Annotated in this window: 15 protein-coding genes; 7 read left to right on the top strand and 8 right to left on the bottom strand. The window is 72.3% G+C overall.

Going from position 1 to position 13,664, the window contains the following annotated elements; genetic code table 11:
• Positions 1-107 precede the first annotated feature (107 nt).
• Positions 108-338, bottom strand: a complete 231-nt coding sequence (locus HYQ63_RS28650) for a hypothetical protein (RefSeq protein ID WP_009715083.1) — start codon at positions 336-338, stop codon at positions 108-110.
• Between the two features lie 52 nt (positions 339-390).
• Positions 391-1,608, bottom strand: coding sequence for an MFS transporter (locus HYQ63_RS28645; RefSeq protein WP_179936746.1), 1,218 nt, complete (start codon positions 1,606-1,608; stop codon positions 391-393).
• 56 nt (positions 1,609-1,664) lie between these two features.
• Between HYQ63_RS28645 and HYQ63_RS28640 the strand changes: the two genes are divergently transcribed.
• Entirely contained in the window at positions 1,665-2,732 is a 1,068-nt protein-coding gene (locus HYQ63_RS28640) for a LysR family transcriptional regulator (RefSeq protein WP_179936745.1), read from the top strand.
• A 299-nt stretch (positions 2,733-3,031) separates the two neighbouring features.
• Here the strand turns inward: HYQ63_RS28640 and HYQ63_RS45680 are convergent, their stop codons facing one another.
• Both HYQ63_RS45680 and HYQ63_RS28630 read right to left on the bottom strand, forming a co-directional pair.
• Entirely contained in the window at positions 3,032-3,202 is a 171-nt protein-coding gene (locus HYQ63_RS45680; protein ID WP_306664881.1) for a ChbG/HpnK family deacetylase, read from the bottom strand.
• A 229-nt stretch (positions 3,203-3,431) separates the two neighbouring features.
• The gene (locus tag HYQ63_RS28630; protein WP_179936744.1) at positions 3,432-3,944 is read right to left on the bottom strand and encodes a GNAT family N-acetyltransferase; all 513 of its coding nucleotides are present in this window, start codon (positions 3,942-3,944) and stop codon (positions 3,432-3,434) included.
• 409 nt (positions 3,945-4,353) lie between these two features.
• Between HYQ63_RS28630 and speB the strand changes: the two genes are divergently transcribed.
• Positions 4,354-5,334 (top strand): agmatinase, encoded by a 981-nt coding sequence (speB, locus tag HYQ63_RS28625; RefSeq protein WP_179940615.1) that lies wholly within the window; start codon positions 4,354-4,356, stop codon positions 5,332-5,334.
• A 5-nt stretch (positions 5,335-5,339) separates the two neighbouring features.
• Here the strand turns inward: speB and HYQ63_RS28620 are convergent, their stop codons facing one another.
• Positions 5,340-6,197: an isocitrate lyase/phosphoenolpyruvate mutase family protein gene (locus HYQ63_RS28620; RefSeq protein ID WP_179936743.1), complete on the bottom strand. Its 858-nt coding sequence runs from the start codon at positions 6,195-6,197 to the stop codon at positions 5,340-5,342.
• 80 nt (positions 6,198-6,277) lie between these two features.
• Here HYQ63_RS28620 and HYQ63_RS28615 point away from each other — a divergent pair, with 80 nt between their 5' ends.
• Positions 6,278-6,820: a hypothetical protein gene (locus HYQ63_RS28615; protein WP_179936742.1), complete on the top strand. Its 543-nt coding sequence runs from the start codon at positions 6,278-6,280 to the stop codon at positions 6,818-6,820.
• Between the two features lie 6 nt (positions 6,821-6,826).
• Here HYQ63_RS28615 and HYQ63_RS28610 read toward each other — a convergent pair whose 3' ends face one another.
• On the bottom strand, positions 6,827-7,936 hold the full coding sequence (locus HYQ63_RS28610) for a ferritin-like domain-containing protein (protein ID WP_179936741.1): 1,110 nt from the start codon (positions 7,934-7,936) through the stop codon (positions 6,827-6,829).
• Positions 7,937-8,041: 105 nt separating this feature from the next.
• Here HYQ63_RS28610 and HYQ63_RS28605 point away from each other — a divergent pair, with 105 nt between their 5' ends.
• The 4 genes from HYQ63_RS28605 to HYQ63_RS28590 all read left to right on the top strand — a co-directional run bounded on the left by HYQ63_RS28605 (position 8,042) and on the right by HYQ63_RS28590 (position 11,692).
• On the top strand, positions 8,042-8,968 hold the full coding sequence (locus tag HYQ63_RS28605; protein ID WP_123099977.1) for a diiron oxygenase: 927 nt from the start codon (positions 8,042-8,044) through the stop codon (positions 8,966-8,968).
• 71 nt (positions 8,969-9,039) lie between these two features.
• Positions 9,040-9,831 carry a TetR/AcrR family transcriptional regulator gene (locus HYQ63_RS28600; RefSeq protein ID WP_257232223.1) on the top strand — a complete coding sequence of 264 codons (792 nt, stop codon included), beginning with the start codon at positions 9,040-9,042 and terminating at the stop codon, positions 9,829-9,831.
• A 25-nt stretch (positions 9,832-9,856) separates the two neighbouring features.
• Complete coding sequence (locus tag HYQ63_RS28595; protein WP_179936740.1) at positions 9,857-10,120, top strand: hypothetical protein; 264 nt, start codon at positions 9,857-9,859, stop codon at positions 10,118-10,120.
• A gap of 297 nt (positions 10,121-10,417) precedes the next feature.
• Positions 10,418-11,692, top strand: coding sequence for a C40 family peptidase (locus HYQ63_RS28590; RefSeq protein ID WP_257232222.1), 1,275 nt, complete (start codon positions 10,418-10,420; stop codon positions 11,690-11,692).
• On the opposite strand, the gene HYQ63_RS28585 is transcribed toward HYQ63_RS28590, so the two are convergent.
• Together HYQ63_RS28585 and HYQ63_RS28580 are read right to left on the bottom strand one after the other, a co-directional pair.
• A complete protein-coding gene (locus tag HYQ63_RS28585) occupies positions 11,689-12,945 on the bottom strand; it encodes a styrene monooxygenase/indole monooxygenase family protein (protein WP_179936738.1) in 1,257 nt (418 codons plus the stop codon). The two genes, HYQ63_RS28590 and HYQ63_RS28585, sit on opposite strands and share 4 nt — an antisense overlap.
• Before the next feature lie 76 nt (positions 12,946-13,021).
• Positions 13,022-13,663: an ATP/GTP-binding protein gene (locus tag HYQ63_RS28580; protein ID WP_179936737.1), complete on the bottom strand. Its 642-nt coding sequence runs from the start codon at positions 13,661-13,663 to the stop codon at positions 13,022-13,024.
• Position 13,664 lies beyond the last annotated feature (1 nt).

Below are 13,664 nucleotides of genomic sequence, written 5' to 3'. Positions count from 1 at the left end.
CGGCAATCGGCAATCGGCAATCGGCAATCGTGAGCATGTACGGGCGGCCTGAGTACGCGGTCGCCGTGGGCGCAACTCACACCCGCCCCCGGCGGTGCTGCTCCCGCTCATTCCTCGGGCAGGCTCTCCCACGCCTCGCCCTTGCGGAACAGCTCGTATCCCTCCGCGTCCGCGATCGACTCCGCCTCCGCGCGGCTGCGCACCGAGATCTCGTAGGTGTGGCTGTCGACCGTCGCGTGGACGCCCTTGCCGTCGGTGATCGTTTCGATCGAGTGCGTCTCGTAGATGACGCGCCCCGGCTCGGTCTTGCTCCAGACCACGTGCATGCTCACTGCCATCGGACCACTCCCGAAGACGAGCCCCCTGAATTCAGGGTCTCACGGCACGCGGCTACCGCCTTCCGAAGATCGCCACATGCGCGAGCGCCAGGACGGCGAGCGCTCCCCCGAACCACATGACGCCGACCAGCGCGATCCCGTCCGCCGCCCGGCCGCCGAGCAGCGCGCCCAGCGATATCGCGATGTTGAAGACGCAGACGAACAGCGCCGAGGCGGCCTCCCGCGTGTCCGGCGCCGCGTGCAGCACCCAGGTCTGCGAGGTCACCGAGACCCCGCCGTACGAAAGGCCCCACAGCACCAGCAGCGTGACCGCCCCGCCGAGGGTGCCGCCCGCGACCGGGACGAGCAGGACCGCGGTGGCCAGGACGGTGAAGATGACCATGAGGGTGCGGCGCGGGTCGCGGTGGGCGGTGGCGCCCGCCAGGAAGTTCCCGGCGATGCCCGCCACGCCGTACGCCAGCAGCAGGGTGCTGATCAGCCCCGCCCGTACGCCGGAGACGTCCTCCAGCACCGGGCGTACGTATGTGTATGCGCCGAAGTGGCCGGTGACCAGTAGCAGCGTGGTGATCAGCCCGACCCGCAGCCGGGCGTTGCGGAACAGCCCCGGCACCTCGCGCAGCCGGATCGTCTCGGTGGCGGGCAGCGGCGGCAGGGTGACGGCGAGGGCCGCGGCGATCGCCAGCGCCAGCGCGCCCATCCCGGCGAACGCGGCGCGCCAGTGGACCAGGTCGCCGATGAGCGTCCCGACCGGTACGCCCAGGACGGAGGCGACGGCGATCCCGCTGAAGATCAACGAGGTGGCGGGACCTGCGGACTTCTCCGGGACCAGCCGTACGGCAAGGCCCGCGGCCAGGGACCACACCCCGCCGATGCACACCCCGACCAGCACCCGGGACAGCAGCAGCACGGCGAAGTTGGGGGCGAGGGCGGAGGCCAGGTTGGCTGCCGCGAGGAGCCCCATCAGGCCGCACAGCACCAGCCGCCGGTCGAGGCGGCGGACGGTGACGGTCAGGAGGGGCGCGGCGACCGCGGCGACCAGCCCCGGCACGGTCATGGCCAGGCCCGCCGTACCGGGCGAGACGCGCAACGCGGAGCCGATGGAGGTGAGCAGGCCGACCGGGAGCATCTCGGTGGTGACGACGGAGAAGGTGCCGAACGCCACGGCGACGACGGCGAGCCAGGCTCTGAGCGGCGAGTGCGCGGGCGCGGCTGACCCGGATGCGCCTGCCGGAGCGGTGAGTTCCGTGGTAATGGGCGTGGAATTCGACATGACTCAAATGAACCGCCGCCCCCGGCCGGGAACAACGCCGAAGTCTTCAGTCTTCTATGAGCGAGACTTATGGATCAGTGGAGTGGATCAGTGGAGGGAAGCCGGTGTCCGGGCTGGAGATCCGCGAACTGGAGTGTTTTCTCGCGCTCAGCGAGGAGTTGCACTTCGGCCGCGCGGCGGAGCGGCTGTACGTGTCGCAGAGCAGGGTCAGCCAGTTGCTGCGCGCGCTGGAGGGGCGGATCGGCGCGCGGCTGCTGGACCGCACCAGCCGACGGGTGCGGCTGACCCCGCTGGGCGAGCGGTTCCTGGCCGACCTGCGGCCCGCGTACGACGCGCTGTCCGGGGCGGTCGAGGGGGCCCGGGGCGCGGCGCGCGGTGTCACGGGCGTGCTGCGCGTCGGCTTCCAAGGGGCCGCCGACGAGCGGGTGATGGCGGCGCTGGCGGCCGTCCGGGAGCGGCATCCCGGCTGCGAACCGGAGACCGTGGAGATCCCGATGGCCGACCCGTTCGGCGCGGTGCGGGACGGTGAGGTGGACGCGGCGATCGTGTGTCTGCCGGTCGAGGAACCGGATCTGGTCCTCGGCCCGGTCTTCTCCCGGCAACCGCAGACGCTGGTGGTCCGCGCCGGGCACCGGCTCGCGAAGCGGGGGCGAGGGCGGGGGCGCGAGCGAGGGCCGGGGCCGGGCGCGGTGGACGCCGAGGAGCTGGCCGACTGCCCGCTCGTCGCCCCGTCCGACCCCGCGCCGCGCTACTGGCGGGAGTTCATGGCCCCGCCTGTCACCCCCGGCGGCCGCCCGATCCCCCGCGGCCCGCGGGTGCGCACCCTCCAGGAGGGGCTGACGGCGGTCGCGGCGGGCCGGGGCGGGATGCTGCTGTGCGCGCCGACCGCCGCGTACCACGGGCGCCGCGACATCACGCCGCTCCCGGTGGCGGGGCTGCCGGACTCGATGCTGGGCCTGGTGTGGCGGCGGGGCGGTGAGACGGCGCGGATACGGGCGCTGCGGCGGGCCGTGGACGAGGAGTGCGGGGCGGCGGCCTCATCAGGCCGTCCAGCTCCGTTGCGGCGCCCGGTAGTCGACCACGGCGAGGCCCTCCTCGCGGAGGAGGTCGCGGGCCTGCGGTGAGGTCAGGAAGGCGTGGTCGGTGCTGCGGACCTGCCAGCCGCCGGGGTCGGCCGCCCGGGCGTGCGCGTCGTCCAGCCCCGGGTGCACGGCCCATTCGCCGAGCCCGGGCGGCAGGTCGCGCAGCAGCGGATGTCCTCGCGGCCGCGGTCGGCCTGACAGTGCCAGTCCAGATGGGCGAGGGCGAGTCCCGCGTCCGTACGGCGTCGATCTGGGCGCGGAACTCGTGCTCGACCTCCGCCGGGCGGGCCCGGGCCAGCAGCTCCGGGATCCCGGCGTGGTCGTACAGCTCGCCCGCCTCGTCAGCAGCGAGGGCACCCGCACCTTCGGCGAGAGCGGCCCCCAGGGAGGCGGGGCAGGTCGCGGACGAGGGTGAGATGGATCCCGAACGGGATGTGCGGCCGCTCGCGCAGCAGTTGCATGGCGTGCGGCGCCGCAGGGCACGGCACCATCAGGCTGCACGACGCCGCGATGCCGTGCTCGATGGACTCGATGGACTCGATGACGGCGGTGTTGACGGGCCGGGTACATGCCGAAGTCGTCGGCGTTGAGGAGCAGCGCGCGGGCGTCGGCGGGCAGGCCGAGCAGCTCGGTGGACGTGGCCGCCCGGGGCGCGGAGTCCCTCGGGGTGGCGGGGTCCATCGCGTCGGCGGGGCCCGTCGGGTCGGCGGCGAGGCCCGTCGCGTCGTGCGGCAGGGCCCGTCAGAGGGTGTCCCTGCGCATGCACACCCGGGGCCATCGGTCCAGCCCGTGCCCGGCCTCGCTGCGCCGAATCTGCCACAGGCCGGGCGTCAGTTCGTCCTCCGTCAGGGTCCGGAAGCCGCAGCGGGCCGCGTAGTAGGGGGCGTTCCACGCCACGTCCACGAAGGTGGTCAGGGTCAGCGCGGGTACGCCGTCGGCGGCGGCCCGCGCCGCGACGTGCTCGATGAGCGCCCGGCCCACTCCGCGGCGGGCGCTGTCCGGGTGCACCGAGATCTGCTCGATGTGCGTGTTCCCGTCGACGGGGTCGGTGATCACGTAGGCCATGGCCCGGTCCGCGTCGTCCACCGCGACCCAGGCCCGCCCGGCGCGCTGGTAGCGCCCCAGCTCCGCCAGGGTCAGCGGCTCGTCGTCGGCGATCTCGTCCATCCCGATGTCCCGGAAGCACCGCCCGGCGGCGCGCTCTATGTCCTGGAGATGGGGAAGTTCCTCGATGGTGCTCGTTCGAATCCGCACCCCACCATCATCCTCCGGATTCCACGGACAAAGGGGTGCCCCCCACCGCCGTGGAGAGCACCCTTTGGCCGTTCTTTCACACGACCGCCCCCGGCCCGGGCCATCCCCACATGACCTCGGCAATTCCGGTGGCGGTGATCAAAAACTTAGCAAGCCATCGGTAACGGGTCGGTGGTGGAATGGTGATCATTGTGGTCCGACTCAACTTCTCCCCTTACGCCGGGCGTTAGACGTCCGTGAGGGTCGGGTTCGTACCGGCTGTTCGGGTAGGGGCGGGGTTCCCTATAGGGGGAGGTCGAGGTGGGCAATCACCCATTCGAGGGATTCAATGGTTGACGCAGGAAACCACTGCGATCCCCCCACGTGAAAGGCCCCTTCCACCATGAGCGCGATCCCCTGCGGTCCGGCCATGCCCATTCCGCCCGAGGACACCGATCACACCCTGCGCTTCGCGGGACCCGCCACGTTCGGGCGGGTCCCGCGGCTGGATCAAGTCGGCACGACGGATATCGCCGTGGTCGGGGTGCCGTTCGACTCCGGCGTGTCGTACCGGCCGGGCGCCCGGTTCGGCGGGAACGCGATCCGGGAGGCATCGCGCCTGCTGCGCCCCTACAACCCGGCGCAGGACGCGTACCCGTTCCACTACGTCCAGGTCGCGGACGCCGGTGACATCACCGCCAATCCGCACAACCTCGACGCGGCCGTCGAGGCCATCGAGGCGGGCGCGGAGGAACTGCTGTGTACCGGCGCCCAGCTGATGACGCTGGGCGGCGATCACACCATCGCGCTACCGGTCCTGCGCGCGGTGGCCCGCAAGCACGGTCCGGTGGCGCTGCTGCACTTCGACGCGCACCTGGACACCTGGGACACGTACTTCGGGGCCGAATACACCCACGGAACGCCGTTCCGCCGGGCGGTCGAGGAGGGCATCGTCGACACCTCCGCCCTCTCGCACGTCGGCACCCGCGGCCCGCTGTACAGCAAGGAGGACCTGGACGAGGACACCAAGCTGGGCTTCGGGATCGTCACCTCGGCCGATGTGATGCGGCGCGGGGTCGACGAGGTGGTGCAGCAGCTCAAGGAGCGGATCGGCAAGCGGCCGCTCTACATCTCGGTGGACATCGACGTCCTGGACCCCTCGCACGCCCCCGGCACCGGCACCCCCGAGGCGGGCGGCCTCACCTCCCGCGAGCTGCTGGAGATCGTGCGCGGGCTGGCCGACTGCCATCTGGTCTCCGCCGACCTGGTGGAGGTCGCCCCGGCGTACGACCACGCCGACATCACCTCCGTGGCCGCCTCGCACACCGCGTACGAGCTGGTCACCCTCATGTCCCGGCAGATCGCCTTCCTGCGGTGGGCGGAGGAGCAGAAGCAGGCACAACCGGTGTAAGGCGCCTACGAGCGGTCGCGGGTGAACAGCTCGTTCAGCTCGCCCTGCGGGATCTGGCCCTCGGCGAACGTCAGCGTCCCCCGCTCCAGCAACTCCCGGGCGCTGTCCCGTACGAAGCCCAGCGCGGCGCGCGCGATGCTGCCGCCGAGGCTGAGGCGGGCGACCCCGGCGGAGCGGAGGGCGTCGGCGGTGAGGCTGGTGGCGCCGAGGCCCATCACCACGTTGAGCGGTCCTTCGACCTCGGACACCAGGGTGGTGATGGTCGCGAGGTCGTTGACGCCCGGCACGTAGAGACAGTCCGCGCCCGCCTCCCGGTACCGGTTGGCGCGCCGGATCGCGTCGGCGAGCGGGGCCGGGGAGCGCAGCATCAGGCCGTCGGTGCGGGCGGTGAGCACGAAGTCGGTGCCGTCGGCGTCCGCGGCCTCGCGGGCGGCGGCGATCCGGGCGACGGCCAGCTCCTCGTCGTACAGGGCGCCGTCCGCGAAGTCCTCGACGTTCCCGCCCGCGAGGCCCGCGCCGACGGCCAGCCGGACGGTCTCGGCGACCGTCTCCGGCTCCGCCCCGTACCCGTCCTCCAGATCGCCGTTGACGGGCAGGTCCACGGCGGCCGTGATCTGGCGGACGCGGTCGAACATCTCGGCCCGGGAGACCGCCTTGCCGCCCTCCGGGATGGTGTGGTCGGGCCTGCCCAGCGAGAAGGCGATCCCGGCGCTGGTCGTCGCGAGCGCCTCGAACCCCACCTCGGCCAGCACGATCGCGCTCCCGGCGTCCCACGCGTTCGGCATCAGGAAGCCGGTGCGGCCGTCGTGGAGACGTCGGAAGGCGGCGGCGTGGCGGGCGGTCACGGGGGTCGGGGGAGACATGGGCAGATCCTCTCCGGCGGGTCGGCTCGCACTCGTCCACCGAGGGAACCACACCCCACCGACAACGCGTCGCAGCGATCATGAATGAGGTGCAGGACCTGATCGACGACTACGAGTGCATCTACCAGGGCTACTACCTGGGCGAGGACGAAGAGATCGACGCGGTGGTGACCGCGTGCGTGGACCGGCTGGAAGAGGCCCGGGGCACGCACGGGACGGGCTCCGGCTCCGCCGACGTGGCGTTTCCGGCCCTCGGTCTGGTGCTGATGTACGGGCACGTGATGCATCACTCGGCCCCCGAGGTGGCGGACCGGACCGCCACCGCGCTGCGCGCCGTCGCGACGGACGGGGCCCAGGCGCCCTGTGACCATCCGGGCCACCCGAGCGACGAGGGCCTCGACGTCGGCCAGCTGGAGGGCTTCCCCACCGCCCTGGAGCTGATCGGCGACCCCGCGGCCGAGGACGTGTCCTGGGACCAACTCGCCAAGCGGTCCGGCCGGGCCGACTCCGGCGAGCTCTCCCCCGCCGAGGTGGAATCCCGCTGGCGCTGCCCCCGCGCCCTCGCCGGATTCGCGTCGGCGGCCGCCGAGGCCATCCGTCCGGCCCGTCCGGCAGACGTCTGAGCCGCCTCAGTCCTCCGCCGCGCCCTGCGCGATGGCCTCCTCGACCTCGCCCGTCCGGGCGGCCTCCTCGGCGGCGAAGCGCTGGGCGTCCAGGCGCTGGGCGATCTCCTCGTCCTGGTTCATCAGCAGTTCCAGGTTGCTGTCGCCGAGTTCCAGGACGCCCATGTCGACGTAGGCGCGCTGGAGGCGTTCGCCCCACAGGCCGATGTCCTTCACGCACGGCACGATGCGGCTGAACAGCAGCTTGCGGAACATGTGCAGGTACGGGGAGCGCTCGGCATACTCCTCGGCCTCGGCCTTCGGGATGCCCAGGTTCTCCAGGACCTCGACGCCGCGCAGCCGGTCGCGCATGAGGTAGCAGCCCTCGATGACGAACTCCTCGCGCTCGCGCAGCTCCGCGTCGGTCAGGTCGCGGTAGTAGTCGCGCAGCGCCATCCGGCCGAAGGCCACGTGGCGGGCCTCGTCCTGCATGACGTAGGCGAGGAGCTGCTGCGGCAGGGGCTTGTCGGTGGTGTCGCGGATGAGGCCGAACGCGGCGAGGGCCAGGCCCTCGATGAGGACCTGCATGCCCAGGTAGGCCATGTCCCAGCGGGAGTCGCGGAGGGTGTCGCCCAGCAGTTCCTGGAGGTTGTCGTTGATCGGGTAGAGCATTCCGATCTTGTCGCGCAGGAAGCGGCCGTACAGCTCCGCGTGGCGGGCCTCGTCCATGGTCTGGGTGGCGGAGTAGAACTTGGCGTCGAGGTCGGGCGCCGATTCGACGATGCGGGCGGCGCACACCATCGCGCCCTGTTCGCCGTGCAGGAACTGGCTGAACTGCCAGGAGGCGGCGTGGCGGCGCAGTTCGGCCCGCTCGCGGTCGGACATCCGGTCCCAGTGGGGCGTGCCGTAGAGGGCGAGGGACTCGTCGGGGGTGCCGAGCGGGTCGTACGGGTCGACCTCCAGGTCCCAGTCGATCCGCTTCGTCGCGTCCCACTGCTTGTCCTTGCCCTTCTGGTACAGGGCGAGCAGCCGGGCCCGGTGGTCGTCGTACTCCCAGCTGAACCGGGCGGCGCCGGCGGCGGGCACCTGCCACATCGGGTCGCCGGGGTCCATGGCGTAGAGGTCCTGTGTCGACACGGCGTCTCCTTCGCCTCGCTGTGCCCAGGGGATTGACGGGCTTGCTGACACAGAGTCTCATAAGGGATGTCCAGCCGCGACCATTCCTACGAGGTGTCTCCAGCGATGACGACCGCGACCGAATCAGCCGCGCCCCGGGACGCGCTGGGGCTTCTCAAGGACCGCGAACGAGTCGCGGAGCGGCTGCTGCTGGCCTCCTCCCGGCACTCGTTCGACCCCGACACCGAGCTGGACTGGGACGCGCCGCACGAGCCGGACAAGTGGTTCTGGCCGCCGGAGCTGGTCTCCCTCTACGGCACCCCGATGTGGCGGCGGATGTCCGAGGAGCAGCGGATGCTGCTGTCGCGGCACGAGGCGGCGGCGCTGGCCTCGCTCGGCATCTGGTTCGAGATCATCCTGATCCAGCTGCTCACCCGGCACATCTACGACAAGCCCGCGACCAGCGCCCATGTCCGCTACGCGCTCACCGAAATCGCCGACGAGTGCCGCCACTCCAAGATGTTCGCGCGGCTCATCGCGAAGGGCGGCACCCCCGCGTACCCGGTGTCCCGGCTCCACCAGAACCTGGGCCGGTTCTTCAAGACGTTCTCCACCACACCCGGTTCGTTCACCGCCACCCTGCTGGGCGAGGAGGTGCTGGACTGGATGCAGCGGCTGACGTTCCCCGATGAGCGCGTCCAGCCGCTGGTGCGCGGGGTGACCCGGATCCATGTGGTGGAGGAGGCGCGCCACGTGCGGTACGCCCGGGAGGAGTTGCGCCGCCAGATGGTGCGGGCGCCGCGCTGGGAGAAGGAGCTGACCCGCGTCGGCTCGGGCGAGTTCGCCCGGGTGTTCTCGCTCGCGTTCGTCAACCCCCAGGTGTACACGGACGTCGGCCTCGACCGGCGGGCGGCCGTCGCCCAGGTGCGGGCGAGCGGCCACCGCCGCGAGGTGATGCGCAGCGGCGCCCGGCGGCTGACCGAATTCCTCGACGACGTCGGGGTGCTGCGCGGCGTGGGCCGCAAGCTGTGGCAGAGCAGCGGCCTGCTCTAGGGGGTGTCCCGGGCGCCTTCGTCAACGGGCCGCTCCTCGGCAGCCGCCCGAGGGCGGTTACGCTGCCAGGCATGACGACGAGCAGTGGCACCGCCCCGGCGGACGCGGACCGGGCGACCGCCGCGCCCCCGGCCACCGTGCGCCGCGGGGCGTACCGCAGGCTCAGCGTCGAGGCGCGGCGCGCCGAACTGATCGCCGCCGCGCTCGGCCTGTTCGCCCACCGCGCGCCGGAGGACGTGTCGCTGGACGACGTCGCCTCGGCCGCCGACGCCTCCCGGCCGCTCGTCTACCGCTACTTCCCCGGCGGCAAGCAGCAGTTGTACGAGGCGGCGCTGCGCAGCGCCGCCGATGAGCTGGAGGGGTGCTTCGAGGAGCCGCGGACCGGCCCGCTCAGCAGTCGGCTGGGCAACGTGCTGGACCGCTATCTCACCTTCGTGGACGGGCACGACGCGGGGTTCAGCGCGCTGCTGCACGGCGGCAGCGTGGCCGAGACCTCGCGGACGAGCGCCATCGTGGACGAGGTGCGGCGGGCCGCGGCCGAGCAGATCCTGCTGCATCTGACGGCCGGGGAGCCCGCCGAGGAAACCGGTGCCCGGCTGCGGATGATGGTGCGCACCTGGATCACGGCGGTCGAGGCGGCCTCGCTGATCTGGCTGGACGAGAACAAGCAGCCGTCGGCCCGGGAGCTGCGGGACTGGCTGGTGGACCACTTCGTGGCACTGCTGACCGCCACCGCGGCCACCGATCCGCAGGCGGCCCGGGCGATGCGGGCCGCGCTCGCCGCGGAGCCCGCGCAGGGCCCGGTCGGCGCGCTGGTGCGGCGCGTGGCACCGGTGTTCGGCGAGGCGCGGCACCTGCTGTGAGGGCGGCGCGGCGGAAGGTGGTGCGGTGAGGAGCGAGGAGACGCCGTTCGTCGGCGGGCCGCTGGACGGCCGGGTGCTGTCGGTGCTGGTCGGCGCCACGGGGCAGCCGCCGAAGACGTACGAGGTGCCGGTCCCGGACGAGGCCGGTGGACCGCCGACCGTGTACGTCTACCGCCGCGTCCCGGCGGGTACGACGCGGCGGCTGGGGCTGATCCGGGGATGGCGGTACGAGTACGACCCGGAGGGCAGGCCGGGCAGCGGACCGAAGTGGCCGTGGTCCCGCTCTTGAAGGCTCGGCGCACCTCTCCTTGAAGGCCCAGTTCGCCTCCGGGGCGCCTCAGCCGGTGTCGACGGTCGACCGTGCTCGGCCCTTCGTTCCTGAGGGCCTGCGCGCGCTCTCCCTTTTGGCACCGGCGCGCCCCTTCGGCTCACTCGCAGCTGGACTCCGCCACCCGTGACCAGCCCTCCGGACGAGTGACCGTGTTGGGCCGACTCGCCCATCATTCTCCCGAAAGTACGACTGTCAGGCCGCGTTCCTGCTGAGGTGGTCGTCGGACCCCGTTCCCGCAGCCGGAGGTGTGAGCCCGTGTCAGGACGGATCGTAGGCTCGGTCTGCGCGGCGGCGATCACCGCGGCCGCGGCGCTCGTCCCGCCCGTCCCGGCGGCCACGGCCGCCCCTGCCCAGCCCTCCGCCCGGCCCGCCGACCGGTCCGTCGCCGGGCTGCTCACCCAGCTCAAGACGCTGTACCGGAAGGCGGAGGAGGCGACCGAGGCGTACAACGCGACCGAGGAGAAGCTGCGCAGACAGCGGGCGAAGACCCGGGACCTGACCGACGACCTCGCCCGCAGCCGCACCGACCTGGCCGCCAGCCGGGAGGACGCGGGGCGGCTGGCCCGCCAGCAGTACCAGGGCCACACCCAGCTCTCCACGTACACCTTCCTGCTGACGCTGCTCACCCCGCACCCGGAGAAGGCCGCCGACCAGGCGCGCGAGCTGGACCGGGCGGCGGTCCGGGAGGCCGCCGTCGTGGAGCGGCTGACCAAGGGCGAGCGGCACGCCGACGCGCTCGCCACCCGGGCCCGGGCCGCCCTGGACAAGCAGCTGTCGCTGAGCGCGAAGAAGAAGAAACAGCGCGACAAGGTCAAGAAGCGGCTCACGAAGATCGAGAAGATGCTCGCCTCGCTGACCGCCCGCCAGATCAGCCAGGTGGCGGAGAAGGAGCGCGAGGAGACCGACAAGGCGCAGCGCAAGCTCCTCGCCTCCGGGGTGTTGGGCGGCTCCGCCCGCCGGGCCCAGAGCGCCGCCCCGCCGCCGCCCCTCCCGGACCCCGGCCCGGCCCAGGGCACCGGCACGGGCGCGGGCGCGGACACGGGCGGGGGCCAGGACACCGGCGGCGGTCAGGGCTCGGGCGCCGCCCAGGCCCCGAGCCGCCCGGCCGGGGGCACGGGCGGCACCGCCACGGTGCCGAAGACCCCCGGGCGTCTCCCGATGGCCTCGGCGGCGGCCGGGCAGCGGGCGCTGCGGTGGGCGCTCAACCAGATCGGCAAGCCGTATGTCTGGGGCGCCGAGGGGCCGAACGCCTTCGACTGCTCGGGGCTGACCTCCCAGGCGTGGGCGCACGCCGGGCGGGTCATCCCGCGCACCAGCCAGGAGCAGTGGCGGCGGCTGCCGAGGATCTCGCTCAGCCAGATCCGCCCCGGCGACCTGGTGATCTACAACAAGGGCGCGAGCCATGTGGCGATCTACGCGGGCGGCGGCCAGGTGGTGCAGGCGCCCCGGCCCGGCACCACGGTGCGGCTCTCCCCGCTCGCGTCCAACCCGGTGCAGGGCGTGGTCCGTCCGGGTTCGGCCCGGCGCTAGGCCCTGTCGCCGCCCACCGAGGCCAGATAGGCGGCAGCCCGCTCCGGCTCGTAGAAGAAGTGCTCGAAGTCGGACGGGTCGTCGAAGCCGTTGGCGATCCGGTCGGCCACGGGCGGCAGGCCGCCCGCCGCGCCGAGCAGTTCCACGATGTGCTCGGGCGGCGGGGCGAGCATCGCGTTCGTCCACTTGGTGACGTGCCGGGCGGTCGCCCAGTAGCGGTCGAAGGTGTTCCGCATCCACGCGGCGTCGAACGGCCGGTCGCCGTGGGCGACGATGCTGTCCAGGTAGGACGCGGCGCACTTGGCGGCCGAGTTGGAGCCCTGGCCGGTGATCGGGTCGTTGGCGACCACGACGTCGGCGACGCCGAGCACCAGGCCGCCGCCGGGCAGTTCGCCGATCGGGTTGCGTACGGTCGGGGCGTACCGCCCGGCGAGCGTGCCGCCCGCGTCGGTCAGCTCGACCTTGGTGGCCCGCGCGTACTCCCACGGGGTGAACCGCTCCATCAGCTCCAGCGTGGTGGCCAGGTGCTCGGACGGGTCGGTGACGCCCTGGAACACATCGGCCGGACCGCCCGGGACGCCCTCCCAGAAGAGGATGTCGGCGCGCCCGCTGGTGGTGAGGGTCGGCATGACGAACAGCTCGCCGACGCCGGGGACCAGGTTGCAGCGCACCGCGTCGTAGTCCGGGTGCTCGGGGCGCGGGCCGAGACCGTGCACATACGAGACGGCCAGCGCGCGCTGCGGGGTGTCGTACGGGGAGCGGGCGGCGTCGCGGCCGAAGAGCGAGACCAGTTCGCCCTTGCCCGCGGCCACCAGCACCAGATCGTGGCTCTGGGTGAAGAAGTCCAGATCGGAGACGGACACACCGTGGATGACCAGTTGGCCGCCGCGCTGTTCGAACAGCTCCATCCAGCCCGCCATCTTGATCCGCTGGTCGACGGACTGGGCGTACCCGTCGAGCCGCCCGACCCAGTCGATGGCGCGGGCGTGCGGGCCCTCGGGCGTCGGCGGTCCGGCGACGGACACGCCGAGGCCCTCGATGCGCGGCGCCCGCTCCTCCCAGAAGTTGAGCTTCAGGTCGCGCTCGTGCTGGAGCGCGGTGTGGAACATGCACTGCGTGGACATGACGCGCCCGGAGCGGATCTCGTCAGCCGTGCGGTTGGCCATCAAGGTGACCTCGTAGCCCTCGGCCTGGAGACCGAGGGCGAGTTGGAGACCGGACTGTCCGGCTCCGACGATGAGTATTTTCCGCATGACTGTGGCTCTCTCTCAGGCTCAGGACAGGAAGAGGAACGGGGCATTCCATTCCGCGAGCGGAGCTGAGGTTAGTTCACTCCGGTGAGACGTCAACCGCGTGGCCCACCAGGGCGAGCAGCGCGTCCACCACCGTGACCCGCTGCCGCGCGTCCATGGTCACCACCGGTACCCCGGGCGATACGGAGAGCGCGTCCCGGACGTCCTCGGGACCGTAGAGCGGGGTCCCCTCGAAGTGGTTGACCGCCACCACATACGGCAGGCCGAGACTCTCGAAGTAGTCCAGCGCCGGGAAGCTGTCCTCCAGCCGCCGGGTGTCGGCCATCACGACCGCCCCGATCGCCCCGCGCATCAGGTCGTCCCACATGAACCAGAACCGCTGCTGGCCCGGGGTGCCGAAGAGATAGAGCACCAGATCGGATTCGAGCGTGATCCGCCCGAAGTCCATCGCGACGGTCGTGGTCAGCTTCTCGGGCGTCGCGCCGAGGTCGTCCACGTCCTCGCTGGCCTGCGTCATCAGGGCCTCGGTCTGGAGCGGAGTGATCTCCGAGACCGAACCCACGAACGTCGTCTTCCCGACGCCGAAACCCCCCGCTATCACTATCTTGGTGGCGATCGGTGCCCGCGAACGGTCTATCTGCCAGCTCTGAAGTTTCTCTTCGGCGCCGGGTATACCGGCACCGGGTATCTCCGACACATGCGGCGGGGTCACCGTCATC

Origin of the sequence: Streptomyces sp. Rer75, from assembly GCF_013414305.1 — a bacterium.
GTDB lineage: Bacteria > Actinomycetota > Actinomycetes > Streptomycetales > Streptomycetaceae > Streptomyces > Streptomyces himastatinicus.
This window is presented reverse-complemented; position numbering and strand designations above follow the sequence as displayed.

Bases quoted from the DNA above. Each gene is read 5' to 3' on its own strand.
- speB (WP_179940615.1), top strand. From the start codon at position 4,354: ATGCCCATTCCGCCCGAGGACACCGATCACACCCTGCGCTTCGCGGGA.
- HYQ63_RS28640 (WP_179936745.1), top strand. From the start codon at position 1,665: ATGAGCGAGACTTATGGATCAGTGGAGTGGATCAGTGGAGGGAAGCCG.
- HYQ63_RS28580 (WP_179936737.1), bottom strand. From the start codon at position 13,663: ATGACGGTGACCCCGCCGCATGTGTCGGAGATACCCGGTGCCGGTATA.
- HYQ63_RS28605 (WP_123099977.1), top strand. From the start codon at position 8,042: ATGACGACCGCGACCGAATCAGCCGCGCCCCGGGACGCGCTGGGGCTT.
- HYQ63_RS28645 (WP_179936746.1), bottom strand. From the start codon at position 1,608: ATGTCGAATTCCACGCCCATTACCACGGAACTCACCGCTCCGGCAGGC.
- HYQ63_RS28620 (WP_179936743.1), bottom strand. From the start codon at position 6,197: ATGTCTCCCCCGACCCCCGTGACCGCCCGCCACGCCGCCGCCTTCCGA.
- HYQ63_RS28600 (WP_257232223.1), top strand. From the start codon at position 9,040: ATGACGACGAGCAGTGGCACCGCCCCGGCGGACGCGGACCGGGCGACC.
- HYQ63_RS28585 (WP_179936738.1), bottom strand. From the start codon at position 12,945: ATGCGGAAAATACTCATCGTCGGAGCCGGACAGTCCGGTCTCCAACTC.
- HYQ63_RS28615 (WP_179936742.1), top strand. From the start codon at position 6,278: ATGAATGAGGTGCAGGACCTGATCGACGACTACGAGTGCATCTACCAG.
- HYQ63_RS28650 (WP_009715083.1), bottom strand. From the start codon at position 338: ATGGCAGTGAGCATGCACGTGGTCTGGAGCAAGACCGAGCCGGGGCGC.